Source organism: Streptomyces sp. NPDC002476 (genome assembly GCF_042889785.1).
Taxonomy (GTDB): domain Bacteria; phylum Actinomycetota; class Actinomycetes; order Streptomycetales; family Streptomycetaceae; genus Streptomyces.
Genome location: NZ_JBIARH010000017.1, coordinates 46,419 through 63,349 on the forward strand (window position 1 = coordinate 46,419; position 16,931 = coordinate 63,349).

The 16,931-nt window shown below is 71.9% G+C and carries 10 protein-coding genes and 1 pseudogene; 10 read left to right on the forward strand and 1 reads right to left on the reverse strand.

Annotation, left to right across the window (positions count from 1 at the left end; translation table 11 throughout):
* Positions 1 to 153 precede the first annotated feature (153 nt).
* From ACFYXM_RS20465 to ACFYXM_RS20475, 3 genes are all read left to right on the forward strand, one after another.
* On the forward strand, positions 154 to 2,592 hold the full coding sequence (locus ACFYXM_RS20465; protein WP_389291129.1) for a HelD family protein: 2,439 nt from the start codon (positions 154 to 156) through the stop codon (positions 2,590 to 2,592).
* A gap of 655 nt (positions 2,593 to 3,247) precedes the next feature.
* Positions 3,248 to 4,681: an NAD-dependent malic enzyme gene (locus ACFYXM_RS20470; RefSeq protein WP_389291131.1), complete on the forward strand. Its 1,434-nt coding sequence runs from the start codon at positions 3,248 to 3,250 to the stop codon at positions 4,679 to 4,681.
* Between the two features lie 327 nt (positions 4,682 to 5,008).
* Positions 5,009 to 5,290: an HU family DNA-binding protein gene (locus ACFYXM_RS20475; protein ID WP_017237029.1), complete on the forward strand. Its 282-nt coding sequence runs from the start codon at positions 5,009 to 5,011 to the stop codon at positions 5,288 to 5,290.
* A gap of 178 nt (positions 5,291 to 5,468) precedes the next feature.
* On the opposite strand, the gene murA is transcribed toward ACFYXM_RS20475, so the two are convergent.
* Positions 5,469 to 6,809, reverse strand: coding sequence for a UDP-N-acetylglucosamine 1-carboxyvinyltransferase (gene murA / locus ACFYXM_RS20480; protein ID WP_073783455.1), 1,341 nt, complete (start codon positions 6,807 to 6,809; stop codon positions 5,469 to 5,471).
* A 319-nt stretch (positions 6,810 to 7,128) separates the two neighbouring features.
* Here murA and ACFYXM_RS20485 point away from each other — a divergent pair, with 319 nt between their 5' ends.
* From ACFYXM_RS20485 to ACFYXM_RS20515, 7 genes and pseudogenes are all read left to right on the forward strand, one after another.
* A complete protein-coding gene (locus ACFYXM_RS20485) occupies positions 7,129 to 7,689 on the forward strand; it encodes a YqgE/AlgH family protein (RefSeq protein ID WP_360112854.1) in 561 nt (186 codons plus the stop codon).
* Between the two features lie 30 nt (positions 7,690 to 7,719).
* Positions 7,720 to 8,007: a DUF3039 domain-containing protein gene (locus ACFYXM_RS20490; protein WP_073783451.1), complete on the forward strand. Its 288-nt coding sequence runs from the start codon at positions 7,720 to 7,722 to the stop codon at positions 8,005 to 8,007.
* Between the two features lie 558 nt (positions 8,008 to 8,565).
* Positions 8,566 to 8,819 (forward strand): annotated as a pseudogene (locus ACFYXM_RS20495) (carbohydrate ABC transporter permease); the annotation flags it as partial.
* 4 nt (positions 8,820 to 8,823) lie between these two features.
* A complete protein-coding gene (locus ACFYXM_RS20500; RefSeq protein WP_389291132.1) occupies positions 8,824 to 10,512 on the forward strand; it encodes a beta-N-acetylhexosaminidase in 1,689 nt (562 codons plus the stop codon).
* A gap of 407 nt (positions 10,513 to 10,919) precedes the next feature.
* Complete coding sequence (locus ACFYXM_RS20505) at positions 10,920 to 11,816, forward strand: FAD binding domain-containing protein (protein ID WP_389291134.1); 897 nt, start codon at positions 10,920 to 10,922, stop codon at positions 11,814 to 11,816.
* Positions 11,813 to 14,566: a 2Fe-2S iron-sulfur cluster-binding protein gene (locus ACFYXM_RS20510; protein WP_389291136.1), complete on the forward strand. Its 2,754-nt coding sequence runs from the start codon at positions 11,813 to 11,815 to the stop codon at positions 14,564 to 14,566. Before ACFYXM_RS20505 ends, ACFYXM_RS20510 begins: the two co-directional genes overlap by 4 nt.
* Complete coding sequence (locus tag ACFYXM_RS20515; protein WP_389291138.1) at positions 14,563 to 16,896, forward strand: xanthine dehydrogenase family protein molybdopterin-binding subunit; 2,334 nt, start codon at positions 14,563 to 14,565, stop codon at positions 16,894 to 16,896. Before ACFYXM_RS20510 ends, ACFYXM_RS20515 begins: the two co-directional genes overlap by 4 nt.
* The last annotated feature ends 35 nt before the right edge of the window (positions 16,897 to 16,931 follow it).

Below are 16,931 nucleotides of genomic sequence, written 5' to 3' on the forward strand. Positions count from 1 at the left end.
CAGAAAGCACCCAAGCCCGGGGACGAAGCCCGGTGAGGGAGGAAAGAGGGGGAACGGGTCCCGCCACGCCCTTCTCCTGTGCGCCAGGTGCGCGGCGGGCCCCCCTTCGCATATGGTTGACGGCTGCCCGATGCACGTCAGAAGGGGGCCTCGGTGGCCGCGCAGGATGCCGCTGTCGATTCATTGCGGGACCGGGAGACCGGTGTCGAGCAAGAACATCTCGACCGTGTGTACCGTCGCCTCGAGGAGAAGATCCACGAGGCGGAGTTCCTCATGGACGACGCCGCCAAGCGGGGTCAGGTCGGTACGCCGGGAGCACTCGCCGAGCGCGACGCCCAGGTGTTCCGGGCCGGGATCCACCTCAACCGGCTGAACAGCGAGTTCGAGGACTTCCTCTTCGGACGCATCGACCTGCTGCTCGGCAAGGACGGCGAGCGGGGCCCCGACGGCGCGTACACCTCGGTCGAGCCGGCCGACGACGCCGTACGCGAGGACGGTTCGGCCGACATCGCGGAGACGCTGCACATCGGCCGGATCGGCGTCCTCGACTCCGAGTACGCGCCCCTGGTCATCGACTGGCGTGCCCCGGCCGCCGCACCCTTCTACCGGTCGACGCCGAAGGACCCGGGCCGGGTGGTGCGCCGCAGGGTCATCCGCTCCAAGGGCCGCCGGGTCCTCGGTGTCGAGGACGATCTGATGCGTCCCGAGCTGACCGCGTACCTCAACGGTCAGCGGCTTCCCGTCATCGGCGACGGCGCCCTGATGGCGGCGCTCGGCCAGGCCCGCAGCCACACCATGCGGGATATCGTCTCCTCCATCCAGGCCGAGCAGGACCTGGTGATCCGGGCCCCCGCCGCCTCCGTCACCGAGGTGTCCGGCGGCCCCGGCACCGGTAAGACCGCCGTCGCCCTGCACCGCGCCGCGTACCTCCTCTACCAGGACCGCCGGCGTTACGCGGGCGGCATCCTCGTCGTCTCGCCGACCCCGCTCCTCGTCGCGTACACCGAAGGAGTGCTGCCCTCGCTGGGGGAGGAGGGACAGGTCGCGATCCGCGCGGTCGGCTCGCTCTCCGACGAGGCGGCGGGCCCCGAGGGCGCCACCGTCTACGACGAACCCGCCGTCGCCCGGATCAAGGGCTCCTCCCGGATGCTCCAGGTGCTGCGAAAGGCCGCGCGCGGCGCGCTGGAACGGCCCGGCGCCCCGGGCGGGGCGAAGGGCCGCGACGGCGGGCAGCTCTCCTTCGGCGACGTGACCGATGCGACCGACGTGACCGACAAGGCGACCGGTACCGCCGATGCCGCCGACGCGACCGGTGCGCCCCCGGCCACCCCGACCCGGCTGCGGGTCGTCGCGTTCGGTGCTCGTATCGAACTGGACGCCGACGAACTGCGCCGCATCCGGCAGTCGGTGCTCGGCGGCACCGCTCCGGTCAACCTTCTGCGCCCGCGCGCCCGCAGAATGCTTCTGGACGCCCTGTGGAACAAGTCGTCCGGCCGGGGCCGCTACACCGACCCCGAACTCGCGGCCGAACTGCGTTCCTCCTTCGACGAGGACGTCTCCACCGAGACCCCCTTCATCGAGTTCCTGGACGCCTGGTGGCCCGAGCTCACCCCACGCGGAGTGCTCGCGGCGATGGCCGACGAGAAGCGGCTCGGCCGCTGGTCGCGCCGGGTCCTCAACCAGGGCGAGGTGCGCCGCCTGGCCCGTTCGCTGAAGCGCCTCGACCGGAACGGCGACGGCCCGCTCTCCGTGCACGACGTGGCGATGCTCGACGAGCTCCAGATGCTGCTCGGGACCCCGGCCCGGCCGAAGAGGAAGCGTGAACTGGACCCGCTGGACCAGCTCAGCGGCCTGGAGGAGCTGATGCCGCGGCGCGAGGAGACCCAGCGTGAGCGGGCCGAGCGGCTGGCGGCGGAGCGCACGGAGTACGCGCACGTCATCGTCGACGAGGCGCAGGACCTGACGCCCATGCAGTGGCGCATGGTCGGCCGCCGCGGCCGGCACGCCACCTGGACGATCGTCGGGGACCCGGCCCAGTCCTCCTGGTCCGACCCGGACGAGGCCGCGCGGGCGCGCGACGAGGCGCTCGGCACCCGGCCGCGCCGACACTTCACCCTCACGGTCAACTACCGGAACCCGGCGGAGATCGCCGAGCTGGCGGCCAAGGTCCTCGCGCTGGCGATGCCCGGGAGCGAGTCACCGGCCGCGGTCCGCTCCACCGGAGTGAAGCCGCGCTTCACGACCGTACGGGACGGCGACCAGGCCGCCTCGGTACGGGAGGAGGCGCGGCGCCTGCTGGCCGAGGTCGACGGGACGGTCGGCGTGGTCGTCGCGATGAACCGCCGGGCACAGGCCCGCGAATGGCTCGCAGGTCTCGGCGGGCGGGTGGTCGCGCTGGGCAGCCTGGAGGCGAAGGGCCTGGAGTACGACGCCACGGTGGTCGTCTCGCCCGCCGAGATCGCCGACGAGTCCCCGGCCGGCCTGCGGGTGCTGTACGTGGCGCTGACGCGTGCGACGCAGCAGCTCACGGTGGTCTCGGGCGAGCGTGACCTGCCCGACGAGGACGGCGTCCCGGACCTGCTGCGGGACTGAGGGCGCGCGGGGCCGGCGGCGTACCCGGGCCGCGTGCGGGGCCGTGGGCGCGCCCGGTACGGCAGGGGGCGGACTGGTCCGGGGGCCCGGTCGGCCCCGGCCGTACAGGGTTCCGGGGGCCGGATCGCGTTCCCGGGGACCGGACCGCGTTCCCGGAGGCCGGACCGGAATTCGGGCGGGGCTCCGGGAATCGCTTTTCCGAGGTGTTTGTTAGCCTGGTGTGCGGCACCGGCTCGATCCAAGCCCCCGGGCCCAACCTTCGTCGCTTCGAGCGACCACTTGCCGCGAGGCGAGCATGGCGGGTCGGTGCCGTTCAAGCAGATGACAGACCCGCGTCACCTCCTGGTGGCGCGGGTCTGTTCTCGTTCATGGGGGCGGCCCCGGTCCGGATCCGGCCCGTACCGGACGCGCCGGATGCGCCGGACGCACCGGATGTACCGGACGTACTGGACGTGCCCGATCCGGTACGGGGCGGGCAGCCTCGCCGGGGCCGGCCTTCCGTCCGGTCATGCTATCTCGTATGATGGAAACCGTTTTCCGGAATGTGGCAGTAATTACCGGCTACTGGTCGGTAGGTGCGACGATCGGAAAGCACGTCCGAGGCGAGCGCCCCGGCCGCGCGGCAAAGAAGCTAAGGAAAGCGAAGGACTCGGCCATGGCAACGGCGCCCAGCGTCTCGTACTCGATGACGGTCAGGCTGGAGGTGCCCGCGAGCGGCACGTCCGTCTCCCAGCTCACCACGGCCGTCGAGTCCTCCGGTGGCTCGGTCACCGGCCTCGACGTGACCGCGTCCGGCCACGAGAAGCTGCGGATCGACGTCACCGTCGCCGCCACCTCCACCGCGCACGCCGACGAGATCGTCGAGAAGCTGCGCGGTATCGAGGGCGTCGTCCTGGGCAAGGTCTCCGACCGTACGTTCCTGATGCACCTCGGCGGCAAGATCGAGATGGCGTCCAAGCACCCCATCCGCAACCGCGACGACCTCTCGATGATCTACACCCCGGGCGTGGCCCGCGTCTGCATGGCGATCGCCGAGAACCCCGAGGACGCACGCCGCCTCACCATCAAGCGCAATTCCGTCGCAGTTGTGACGGACGGCTCCGCCGTGCTGGGCCTCGGCAACATCGGGCCGAAGGCCGCCCTGCCCGTGATGGAGGGCAAGGCGGCCCTCTTCAAGCGGTTCGCCGGTATCGACGCCTGGCCGATCTGCCTGGACACCCAGGACAGCGACGCCATCGTCGAGATCGTCAAGGCGATCGCGCCCGGCTTCGCGGGCATCAACCTGGAGGACATCTCCGCGCCCCGCTGCTTCGAGATCGAGGCGCGCCTGCGCGAGGCCCTGGACATCCCGGTCTTCCACGACGACCAGCACGGCACCGCCATCGTGGTGCTGGCCGCGCTGACCAACGCGCTTCGCGTGGTGGGCAAGGGAATCGGGGACGTACGGGTCGTCATGTCCGGAGCCGGAGCGGCTGGTACGGCCATCCTCAAGCTCCTCATCGCCGCGGGCGTCAAGCACGCCGTCGTCGCCGACATCCACGGCGTGGTGCACGAGGGCCGCGAGGACCTGCTCTCCGCCGCCCCCGACTCGCCGCTGCGCTGGATCGCGGACAACACCAACCCCGAGTCCGTCACCGGGACCCTCAAGGAGGCCGTCGTCGGCGCCGACGTCTTCATCGGCGTCTCCGCCCCGAACGTCCTGGACGGCTCGGACGTCGCGGCCATGGCCGACGGCGCGATCGTGTTCGCGCTCGCGAACCCGGACCCCGAGGTGGACCCGGCAATCGCCCGTCAGACGGCCGCAGTTGTCGCCACCGGCCGTTCCGACTTCCCGAACCAGATCAACAACGTGCTGGTCTTCCCGGGCGTCTTCCGCGGTCTGCTCGACGCCCAGTCCCGCGCCGTCAACACGGACATGATGCTCGCGGCGGCCCGCGCGCTCGCCGATGTCGTCGCCGAGGACGAGGTGAACGCGAACTACATCATCCCGTCGGTCTTCAACGACAAGGTCGCGGGCGCGGTCGCCGGTGCCGTCCGTGAAGCGGCGAAGGCCGCGGGAAGCGCTGTGACGGGCCCCACGTCGATCTGACCAGGTAGGGCCGGCCTACGGCGCGTCGCGGGTCACGGCACCCCAAACGCCCCTTTAGGGTGGGCGGGCGGCGCGTCCCGCACAGCCCCGCACCCGCTGCGGACCGCTTCCGCGGCGTCGACGGAACGTCACCACGGCGAGGAAGTGGTGCTTTTCGTGTGACTCCGGAGGGTGCCGGATTGGCTTTCCCGCCGCAGGTGGGGGCAGGATGCGTAATCGGGCGCGAGGGTCTGACGAAAGACCCGGGTCCGGGGACTGTCCGAGGACCCTGGCAGCATCGGCTTCGATCTCACGCCTCACAGGCAAGAAGAACACGGGAGTAACAACATGAACCGCAGTGAGCTGGTGGCCGCCCTGGCCGACCGTGCCGAGGTGACCCGCAAGGACGCCGACGCCGTGCTGGCCGCGCTCGCCGAGACCGTCGGTGAGGTCGTCGCCAAGGGCGACGAGAAGGTCACCATCCCCGGCTTTCTGACCTTCGAGCGCACCCACCGTGCCGCTCGCACCGCTCGTAACCCGCAGACCGGCGACCCGATCAACATCCCGGCCGGTTACAGCGTGAAGGTCTCCGCGGGCTCCAAGCTCAAGGAAGCCGCCAAGGGCAAGTAAGCCCTCACGGACGCGACGAAGGGCGGGCACCCGACCAGGGTGCCCGCCCTTCCGTGTACCGGCCCGAGAGGGACCGTTGCGGCCCGCCGTCGCCCATCCGGTACGAGAAGGCGCGCCGCCGAACCCGGACCGCAGTCCGGCCGGCACCGGTGCCGGCGCCGGCACGGACCGCCGTGGCTCAGACCAGCGCGCCGCCCGGCAACTCCACGTTCGCGCCCAGCTTCTCCAGCTTCTCCATGAAGTTCTCGTAGCCGCGGTTGATCAGGTCGATGCCGTGCACCCGCGAGGTGCCCTGCGCCGCCAGTGCTGCGATCAGGTACGAGAAGCCTCCGCGCAGGTCCGGGATGACCAGGTCCGCGCCCTGGAGCTTCGTGGGCCCGGACACCACCGCCGAGTGCAGGAAGTTGCGCTGGCCGAAGCGGCAGTCCGAGCCGCCCAGGCACTCGCGGTAGAGCTGGATGTGCGCGCCCATCTGGTTGAGCGCGGAGGTGAAGCCGAGCCGCGACTCGTACACCGTCTCGTGGACGATGGACAGGCCCGAGGCCTGCGTCAGGGCCACGACCAGCGGCTGCTGCCAGTCGGTCTGGAAACCGGGGTGCACGTCCGTCTCCAGGGCGATGGCGTTCAGCGCGCCGCCGGGGTGCCAGAAGCGGATGCCCTCGTCGTCGATCTCGAACGCGCCGCCGACCTTGCGGAAGGTGTTCAGGAACGTCATCATCGAGCGCTGCTGTGCGCCCCGCACGTAGATGTTGCCCTCGGTGGCCAGCGCCGCGGACGCCCAGGAGGCAGCCTCCAGGCGGTCCGGGATCGCCCGGTGGGTGTAACCGTCCAGCCGGTCGACACCGGTGATCCGGATCGTCCTGTCGGTGTCCATCGAGATGATCGCGCCCATCTTCTGCAGCACGCAGATGAGGTCCTCGATCTCCGGCTCGACCGCCGCGTTGGACAGTTCGGTGACGCCCTCGGCGAGCACCGCCGTCAGCAGCACCTGTTCGGTGGAGCCCACCGAGGGGTACGGCAGCCGGATCTTCGTGCCGCGCAGCCGCTGCGGAGCCTCCAGGTACTGGCCGTCCGCGCGCTTCTCGATGGTCGCGCCGAACCGCCGCAGCACGTCGAAGTGGAAGTCGATCGGCCGGCCGCCGATGTCGCACCCGCCGAGCCCGGGGATGAACGCGTGGCCGAGCCGGTGGAGCAGGGGGCCGCAGAAGAGGATCGGGATGCGCGAGGAACCCGCGTGGGCGTCGATGTCGGCGACGTTGGCGCTCTCGACATGGGTCGGGTCCAGGACCAGCTCGCCCGGCTCGTCGCCCGGGCGTACCGTCACGCCGTGCAGCTGCAGCAGACCCCGCACCACCCGCACGTCGCGGATGTCGGGCACGTTGCGCAGCCGACTGGGCCCGCTGCCGAGCAGCGCGGCGACCATCGCCTTCGGCACCAGGTTCTTGGCGCCTCTGACGCGGATCTCGCCCTCCAGCGGGGTTCCGCCGTGGACAAGCAGGACATCGTCTGTGCCGGTCATGAATCTCGCGTTCCGGAGTGGTCGGGCAGGGGCCAAACGAAAGGGTAATGGCCCATCGTCCCCGTTCCCGCAGGGAGCCGGGGGTGCGTGGACGTCATGAATTCGCCACAACACGCTCTGCTTCTCCGCTCTTGCGGAGGGTCACCGTCCGCTAGGCTCCCGGCTCGCTCCGCCGTGCCCGCCGTCCGGCCCGCCGTGCCCGCCCGCCCGCGCGCTCCTCGTGCATCCGTGCGCCCTGAGCTGCGCGTGGGGCCCGGCTCGGCGACCGGTGGGCCCGGCCGGTCCCCGCCGGGGGCCGAGATGCGGGATCATTTCTGCCATGACCGAGGTGTCCTCGCTCACAGGGCGACTGCTCGTGGCCACACCCGCGCTCGCGGATCCGAATTTCGACCGCGCCGTGGTGCTGCTCCTCGACCACGACGAGGAGGGCTCGCTCGGCGTGGTCCTGAACCGGCCGACCCCGGTGGGCGTCGGCGACATCCTCACGTCGTGGGCCGGACTGACCGGTGAACCGGGCGTCGTCTTCCAGGGCGGCCCGGTCTCGCTCGACTCCGCGCTCGGCGTGGCCGTCATCCCCGGCGACGAGGGGCCCCTCGGCTGGCGCCGGGTGTACGGGGCGATTGGTCTGGTGGACCTGGAGGCGCCGCCGGAGCTGCTGGCCGCCGCCCTCGGCTCGCTGCGGATCTTCGCCGGGTACGCCGGCTGGGGCCCCGGGCAGCTGGAGAAGGAGCTGACCGGCGGTGCCTGGTACGTCGTGGAGTCCGAGCCGGGAGACGTTTCCTCGCCGCGTCCGGAGCACCTCTGGCGGGCGGTTCTGCGCCGCCAGCGCAGCGAACTGGCCATGATCGCCACGTATCCCGACGACCCGTCGCTGAACTGAAGTCCCTGGCTTTCAGTACCCTTGGCCTCTATGAGCACTCTTGAGCCCGAGCGCGGGGCAGGTACTGGAACCCTCGTAGAGCCGACGCCACAGGTGTCGAACGGCGACGGCGACCACGAGCGCTTCGCCCATTACGTCCAGAAGGACAAGATCATGGCGAGTGCCCTGGAGGGCACCCCCGTGGTTGCACTGTGCGGCAAGGTCTGGGTACCGGGGCGCGACCCCAAGAAGTACCCGGTCTGTCCCCTGTGCAAGGAGATCTACGAGTCCATGGGCTCCGGTGGCGGCAAGGACAAGGGCGGCAAGGACAAGAAGTAGTCCGCGGCGGTCCTGTGAGCGGTCCTCCCTGAGGGGTTCGAGCGGTCCCTGAAGGGGTCCAGCGGCCCCTGAGAGGTTCGAGCGGTCCGCGCACCGTTCGGAGCAGTTCGGAATTCTCCGGGACCGTTCGGAAACGTTCGGGCACCAGGGCTTCGGGTCCCTGGGGTGTGCGTCGACGCACACCCCAGGGACCTTTGCGTTGCGTCGAGGCGCGGGAACGCGGGGCCTCCCGCGTCGCGCGGGTCGCGTTCATCCGTCGCGCGGCCCGAGTTCCATCAGGCAATTTGCGCGCATTACATGATCTGTGCGCATTGCGCGGTCTGCATGCGTTGCACGGGCTGCGGCCCTGGATCACAGAGTGGTTGAGACCACTTGTCGGTGTCGTGGGTGTGCACCTACTCTCCTGCCAGTTGTGCAGAACGGAGCGCACGTTGCGTACGTTGCAACGCCCGGTGGTAGGGGGTGCACGGATGAAGCTTTTTGCCCGAATCGCTGCCCCGGCCACGGCGCTTGCGCTGGCGGAGCTCACCGCCACCGCCTGCGCGCCGCAGACCTCCCCCCGGCCTGGTCGCCACCAGCGTCTTCTCGTTCATCTCGACCTGGAACGACTTCCTGTTCGCGAAGTCGTTCCTCATCAGTGACGCCCCCAGCCGACGCTCCCGATGGCGCTGCTGGTCTTCTTCGAACCCGACGAGAACGACTGGGGAGGGAACATGGCCGCCTCGACGGTGATGAGCATTCCCGTGCTGGTCTTCTTCGTACTCGTACAGCGCCGCCTGGTCTCGGGACCGGGCGGGGCGGTAAAGGACTGACGTCATGGACATGGACCTCATCCCGGCCCCCGTGCGCGTCGTCGGCGCCGGTGACCCCGCAGGCGTCGACGACGCGGGGAACGGGGCGCCGGACGGGCTCCCGCTGGACTCCGCCACCACCATCACGGCCGCCCCCGGTACCGAGAACACCGAACGCTGGCTGCGCTCCACCCTCGGCGCCGCCTTCGGCCTCCCGCTCGCCCCCGGCGGCGACGGGAACGGAGGGGCCGGCGGGGACACCGCGCGCACGATCCGGCTGGGACTCGACCCCGCCCTGGAGCCCGAGGGCTATCGGCTGGCCTCGACCCCCGACGGCGTCGAGATCACCGGAGGCAGCCCCGCGGGCGTCTTCTGGGGCGCGCAGACGCTGCGTCAGCTCCTGGGCCCCGAGGCATTCCGGCGCGCGTCCGTCAACCGCGGTACGCGCCGCGTCATCCCCTTCGCGCAGATCGAGGACTCTCCTCGCTTCCCCTGGCGCGGCATGATGCTCGACGTGGCACGGCACTTCCTGCCCAAGGACGACGTCCTGCGCTACCTCGACCTCCTCGCCGCCCACAAGCTCAACGTCTTCCACTTCCACCTCACCGACGACCAGGGCTGGCGCATCGAGATCAAGCGCCACCCCAGGCTCACCGAGGTCGGTTCCTGGCGGTCACGCACCAAGCACGGCCACCGGGCCTCGGAGTTGTGGGACGAGACCCCGCACGGCGGCCACTACACGCAGGACGACATCCGCGAGATCGTCGCGTACGCCGCCGAGCGGCATATCCGGGTCGTGCCCGAGATCGACATCCCCGGCCACTCGCAGGCTGCCATCGCCGCGTACCCGGAACTGGGCAACACCGACGTCATCGACACCACCACCCTCTCCGTCTGGGACACCTGGGGCATCAACGCCAACGTACTCGCCCCCACCGACAACACCCTGCGCTTCTTCGAGGGCGTCCTCGAAGAGGTCCTGGAGCTCTTCCCCGCCGCCACCTCGCCGTTCATCCACATCGGCGGCGACGAGTGCGGCAAGGAGCAGTGGAAGGACTCCGCGGTCGCCCAGTCCCGGATCGAGGAACTCGGCCTGGCCGACGAGGACGAACTCCAGTCCTGGATCATCCGGCACTTCGACACCTGGCTCACCGCGCGCGGACGCCGTCTCATCGGCTGGGACGAGATCCTCGAAGGCGGTCTCCCGGCGGGCGCCGCCGTCTCGTCCTGGCGCGGCTACGACGGAGGCGCCACCGCGGCAGAGGCCGGCCACGACGTCGTGATGTGTCCGGAACAGCACGTCTACCTGGACCACCGTCAGGACGGCGGCCCCGACGAGCCGATGCCCATCGGCTTCATCCGCACCCTGGAGGACGTCTACCGCTTCGAGCCCGTCCCCCCGGGCCTCTCCGAGGCGGCGGCCCGTCACATCCTCGGCACCCAGGCCAACGTCTGGACCGAGGTCATGCAGAACCGGGCCCGCGTCGACTACCAGGTCTTCCCGCGCCTCGCCGCGTTCGCCGAGGTCGCCTGGTCGCCGCTGCCCGCCTCCGCCGACCGGGACTTCGCCGCCTTCGAACGGCGCATGACCGCGCACTATGCCCGACTCGACGCGCTGGGCGTCGACTACCGGCCACCGTCCGGCCCACTGCCCAGGCAGCAGCGCCCGGGTGTGCTCGGACGCCCTTTGGAGGGACCGCCCCCGAACGTGTGACCCCGGCCTTCGCCCCGTCTCCGGCCGTCACGCTCCTCCCGAAGAGGCCTGACCGCCGGAGGCGTTCCCATGTCGTGCGCCCGGCCGCCCGCGGGACGTTCCGTACGGGAAGGACGGCGTACGGGACCGGCTCGTACGGGAAGCCCGGCGTGCGGAAGCCGGCCGTACGAGAAGCACGGCGTACAGGACGAGCCCTACGGAATTCGCCGAACAGTGGCAATTCCTCCTCCACGCCGAAGCGGAGTGAATCGGGATCATTCCCCCTGCTCACGGACGGATACGCCCTTCGTGGACCCTCGCGTCGGCCAGGTCGGAAGATGTGCCAGAGTTGCCACGTCCGGGCTTCGAGCACGTACCGTACGGCGATACAAGCCGGACAGCCGGGACACCGGGAAGGGGCAGCTGGGTTGACCACGCACGCACCGCAGGCGACGCAGTCCGTGACGTTGCCGGCCTCGCTCGACGAGGCCGTGGCGGCACTCGGCGCCATGCCCGCCGCCGTTCCTGTGGCGGGCGGAACAGACCTGATGTCGGCCGTCAACAAGGGGCTGTTGCGTCCCTCGGGGCTGGTCGGCCTCGGCCGCATCAGCGAGCTGCGCGGCTGGCACTACCAGGACGGCCACGCCCTGCTCGGTGCAGGGCTCACCCACGCGCGCATGGGGCGGCCGGACTTCGCCGCCCTCATCCCCGCCCTGGCCGCGGCCGCGCGCGCCGCGGGCCCGCCCCAGATCCGCAACGCCGGAACGCTCGGCGGCAACATCGCCACCGCCGCGCCGACCGGCGACTCGCTCCCGGTCCTCGCCGCCCTGGAGGCCGACCTCGTCATCGCGGGCCCGAACGGCACCCGCCGGGAGATCCCGGTCTCGCACCTGCTGGCCGGCCGCGACATGCTCGAACCGGCCGAGCTGATCGGCTTCGTCCGCGTACCGCTGCTGCACGCCCCCCAGGTCTTCCTCAAGGCCACCGGCCGCACGGGCCCCGGCCGTGCCACCGCTTCCGTCGCGATAGTCCTCGACCCGGCCCGACGCGGGGTGCGTTGCGCGGTCGGCGCCATCGCGCCGATGCCGCTGCGCCCGCTGGAGGCCGAGCGCTGGATCGCCTCACTGATCGACTGGGACGGTGCCCGGGGCCTGGCCCCCGAGGCGCTGGCCGCCTTCGGCGAGTACGTCGCCGCCGCCTGCGTCCCGGACCAGGTACCGCCCGTCGAGGGGGGAGAAGCACCACCGCTGCCCCCCGCCGTACTGCATCTGCGGCGTACCGTCGCCGCACTGGCCCGGCGCGCGCTGGGGAGGGCACTGTCGTGAGCAACGAGGACCGCAACAAGCAGCACGAGCAGTACGGTCAGGGGGAGCAGTACCAGCAGGGGGAGCAGTACCGGCAGGGCGAGCAGCCCCGGCCGACTTCGCAGCACGGCGGCTGGCAGCCGACGCCGCAGGGCGGCGAGTTCGACACCGAGGCGACCGCCTTCGTCCACCTGTCGCCGGAGGACCTGGCGAACATCCCGCTGGCCGCGCCCGGCCACGGCTACGTACCGCCGATGATCGTGCCGTTGACCCCCGCCGCCGGGTTCGACCCCGCGACCACGCAGAACTGGGTCGCGCAGCCGCAGAGCCGTCAGGAGCAGGACCCGTCAGCGGAGCAGCCCGCCCCGACGGCGCCGGACGCGGTGCACTGGCCGGACCCGAACCAGCAGCAGGCGTCCTACGGATACGGATACCCGCAGACGCCGCAGTACGAGGACCCGGCCGCGACGGGTCAGTGGAACTTCCACGAGGCGACTGACGCCGAGTCCGGCGGGTACGCCGAACATGTCGATCACACCGGTCATGTCGACCTCACTGGCCACGTCGATCACGCTGGTCATGTCGACCATGCTGGTCACACCGGGCACACGGACCTTTCCGGTTACGACGGCTACACCGGTTACGACGCATACGGCGGGGCCACCGGTCAAGGTGCGCAAGCGGCTTCGGCGGGCCACGGCGACCCGGCAACTCACGCGGATCACAACGATCACACTGGCTACACCGACCACACCTCCCATCACACCGAACGCGTCGAGCACCCCGGTCACATCGGTCAGACCGACTCCGGTGTTCAGCCGGGCCTCAGCGACCACACGGACCGCACTGACCACACGGACCGCACGGACCACACCGGCCAGACCGGTCATGTCGGTGGCTCCGGGCACACCGGCCAGTGGACCATTCCGGTCGCCGAGGGCGATCTGCCGGAAGAGTCGGGCGAGTTCGTGGCCTCGACGCTGGCCTCCCAGTGGTACCCGGACCGGACCCCGCCGGCCACGCTGCCGGGCGGCGCGCCCGCGCCGTGGGCGACTCAGCACCCGGTGGCGGAGCCCGGGCAGGGACCCGCGCCCGCGTCCGAGGCCGATACCCGCGCCCCGCACCGGCCCGAGCCCCGTACCGACGTCCAGCCCGATCCCCACGCCGGGCGCGAGCCCGCGGCCAGGCCCGTGACAGAGCCCGCCCACGTGTCCGAGGCCGAGCCGCTCCCCGCGTCCGTGCCGGGCGCGTTCGTGCCCGCAGCGTCCGTTCCCGGCGCCGCTGTCGAGCCGGAACGGACACCGGAGAGCGCCGCCGCACCCGCGACGGAGCCGACCACCGCCCCCTCGGCAACCTCCCCCGGGGCGAGCACCGCCGTGCACTCCGATGCGGCGCCCGTGGCGTACGAGGACACCCCTCGGACCGCCGGGGCGGCTCCGGAGGCGTCCGCCGAGGACGGCTCCGACTCCGGTCCCGCCACCGGAGCTGTGCTCGTCACCGATCCCGCTTCCGCGGACGCTTCCGTTCCCCCTTCCGCGGACGCGCCCGTTCCCGGGGCACACCCCGTGCAGCCCCCGGCCCCCGACGTCAACGCCGAGACCGAGACCGAGCCCGGTCCTGGTGCCGGTCCTGGTGCCGAGCGCGTGGCGGAGGCGGCCCTTCCGCTGCCGGACGAGGCTTCGGGCGCGCCCACCGACACGGCGTCACCGGAAACGAAGTCACCGGACACCGCGTCACCGGGCACGGAGTCACCGGACACGGAGTCACCGGAAACCCCGCCGGACGACTCTCCGTCGGGGACCCCGTCGCCGGACGCGCGGCCCGCGGATGCCCGCCTCGCCGAGGCGGAGGCGACCGGGGCGGAGGCGACCGAGCCGCACCCGCAGGCCGCCCCCCGGCCCGCAGATCTCCACCCCACGGATCTCCACCCCGCAGATCTCCACCCCACGGATCTCCACCCCACCGCCCCCGAGCGCGCCGCCTCGGAGCCGACCGACCCGGAGCCGACCGGATCACACCCGGCCGAACCGCAGCCCACAGCCCCCCGGTCCTCCGACTCCGAGCAGGTCGATCCGCAGCAGGCAGACCCGCAGCCGGTCGACCCGACGCCCACCGGCCCGGAGTCCGACGCCTCCGAGCAGACCGACCCGCAGCCATCGGGCGTTCCCGACGAGCATCCCGCCGTCTCCTACGTCCTGCATGTGAACGGCACCGACCGCCCCGTCACCGACGCCTGGATCGGCGAGTCGCTGCTCTACGTACTCCGCGAGCGTCTCGGCCTCGCGGGCGCCAAGGACGGCTGCTCGCAGGGCGAGTGCGGTGCCTGCAACGTCCAGGTGGACGGGCGTCTGGTCGCGTCCTGCCTGGTCCCCGCGGCCACCACGGCCGGCAGCGAGGTCCGCACGGTCGAGGGCCTGGCCGTGAACGGCGAACCGTCCGACGTCCAGCGCGCCCTCGCCAAGTGCGGTGCGGTCCAGTGCGGTTTCTGCATCCCGGGCATCGCGATGACTGTCCACGACCTGCTGGAGGGCAACCACGCCCCCAGCGAACTGGAGACGCGCCAGGCGCTCTGCGGCAATCTCTGCCGCTGCTCCGGCTACCGCGGCGTACTCGACGCCGTGAACGAGGTCATCGCGGGCCGCGAAGCGCACACCGCCCCCGTTTCGTCGGACTCCACGTCCCCGGAGTCCGACGAGTCCCACATCCCGCACCAGGCGGCCCCCGGCGCCGCCGGTGCCCAGCCGCTCCCGCAGGACGGAGGCATGGCGTGAGCAAGGACGCGGCCACCGCGGCCACCGCGACCAGCACACGGATCGCCACCCCGCAGGCCGAGGGAACCGACACCGAGCCGGCCGCGCTCGGCCTCGGCGTCTCCCTCATGCCCGCCGACGCGTGCGCGAAGACCGAGGGCACCTTCCCGTACGCCGCCGACCTCTGGGCCGAGGGCCTGCTGTGGGCGGCCGTCCTCCGTTCCCCGCATCCGCACGCCCGTATCGTCTCCATCGACACCTCGGGCGCCGCCCGGATGCCGGGGGTACGGGCCGTCGTGACCCACGCGGACGTACCGGGGGAGGGCACGTACGGGCGCAAGGTCGTCGACCGTCCGGTCTTCGCCTCCGACGTGGTGCGCCACCACGGCGAACCGATCGCCGCGGTCGCCGCCGACCACCCCGACACGGCCCGCCTCGCCGCCGCGGCCATCGCCGTCGAGTACGAGGTCCTCGACCCGGTCACCGACCCGGAGAAGGCGTTCGCCGCCGAACCGCTGCACCCCGACGGCAACCTGATTCGCCACATCCCGCTGCGCTACGGCGACCCGGAGGCCACCGGGGACGTCATCGTCGAGGGCCTGTACCGCATCGGCCGCCAGGACCCGGCCCCGATCGGCGCCGAGGCCGGACTGGCCGTGCCCCGCCCCGACGGCGGTGTGGAGATCTACACCGCCTCCACCGACCCGCACACCGACCGCGATCTCGCCGCCGCCTGCTTCGGCCTCGAACCGGACCGGGTGAAGGTCGTCGTCACCGGCGTGCCCGGCGCGACCGGCGACCGCGAGGAGCCCGGGTTCCAACTGCCCCTGGGACTCCTCGCGTTGCGCACCGGCTGCCCGGTCAAGCTGACCGCCACCCGCGAGGAGTCCTTCCTCGGCCACGCCCACCGCCACCCCACCCTCCTGCGCTACCGCCACCACGCGGACACCGAGGGCCGACTGGTGAAGGTCGAGGCCCAGATCCTGCTCGACGCGGGGGCGTACGCCGACTCGTCGTCCGAATCGCTGGCCGCGGCGGTCGCCTTCGCCTGCGGCCCGTACGTCGTGCCGCACGCGTTCATCGAGGGCTGGGCCGTCCGTACGAACAACCCGCCGTCCGGCCATGTGCGCGGCGAGGGCGCGATGCAGGTGTGCGCGGCGTACGAGGGCCAGATGGACAAGCTGGCCGCCAAGCTCGGCATGGATCCGGCCGAACTGCGCCTGCGCAACGCCCTGGCCACCGGCGACATCCTGCCCACCGGCCAGACGGTGACCTGCCCTGCCCCGGTGGCCGAACTCCTCCAGGCCGTCCGTGACTTCCCTCTTCCCGCTCTCCCCAAGGACACCCCGGAAGCCGACTGGCTGCTCCCCGGCGGCCCGGAGGGCGCGGGCGAACCCGGCGCGGTGCGACGGGGCGTCGGCTACGCGCTCGGCATGGTCCACATGCTCGGCGCGGAGGGTGCCGACGAGGTCTCCACGGCCACGGTCAGGGTCCACGGCGGCGTCGCCACGGTCATCTGCGCGGCGGTCGAGACGGGCCAGGGCTTCTCCACCCTCGCCCGCCAGGTGGTCCAGGAGACCCTGGGCGTCGAGGAGGTGCATATCGCGCCCGTCGACACCGACCAGCCCCCGGCCGGCCCGGCCACGCACGGCCGCCACACCTGGGTCTCCGCCGGGGCGGTGGAGCGCGCCGCCAAGATGGTCCGTACGCAGCTTCTCCAGCCGCTGGCCCACCAGTTCGGCATGTCCACGGAACTGCTGCAGATCAACGACGGCAAGATCACGTCGTACGACGGTGTGCTGTCCACGACGGTCACCGAGGCCATGGACGGCAAGGAACTCTGGGCCACCGCCCAGTGCCGCCCCCACCCGACCGAGCCCCTGGACGAGTCGGGCCAGGGCGACGCCTTCGTCGGCCTCGCCTTCTGCGCGATCCGCGCGGTGGTGGACGTCGACATCGAACTGGGCGCCGTACGCGTGGTGGAGATGGCGGTCGCCCAGGACGTCGGCCGGATCCTCAACCCGTCCCAGCTGGCCGCTCGCATCGAGGCGGGCGTCACCCAGGGCATCGGCGCGGCCCTCACCGAGAACCTCCGCACCACTCGCGGCCTGGTCCGCCACCCCGACTTCACCGGCTACTCGCTCCCGACCGCCTTGGACGCGCCCGACATTCGCATCGTCAAACTCCTCGAAGAACGCGACGTGGTCGCCCCCTTCGGCGCCAAGCCGGCCTCCGCGGTCCCCGTCGTGACCTCTCCCGCCGCCGTCTCCGCAGCGGTGAGGGCGGCCACCGGCCGCCCGGTCAACCGCCTTCCGATCAGGCCCCAGTCGGCGGTGGTGACCTCCAACTGACCCTCAACTCCTGACCCCGTACCGTTGGCGAGATC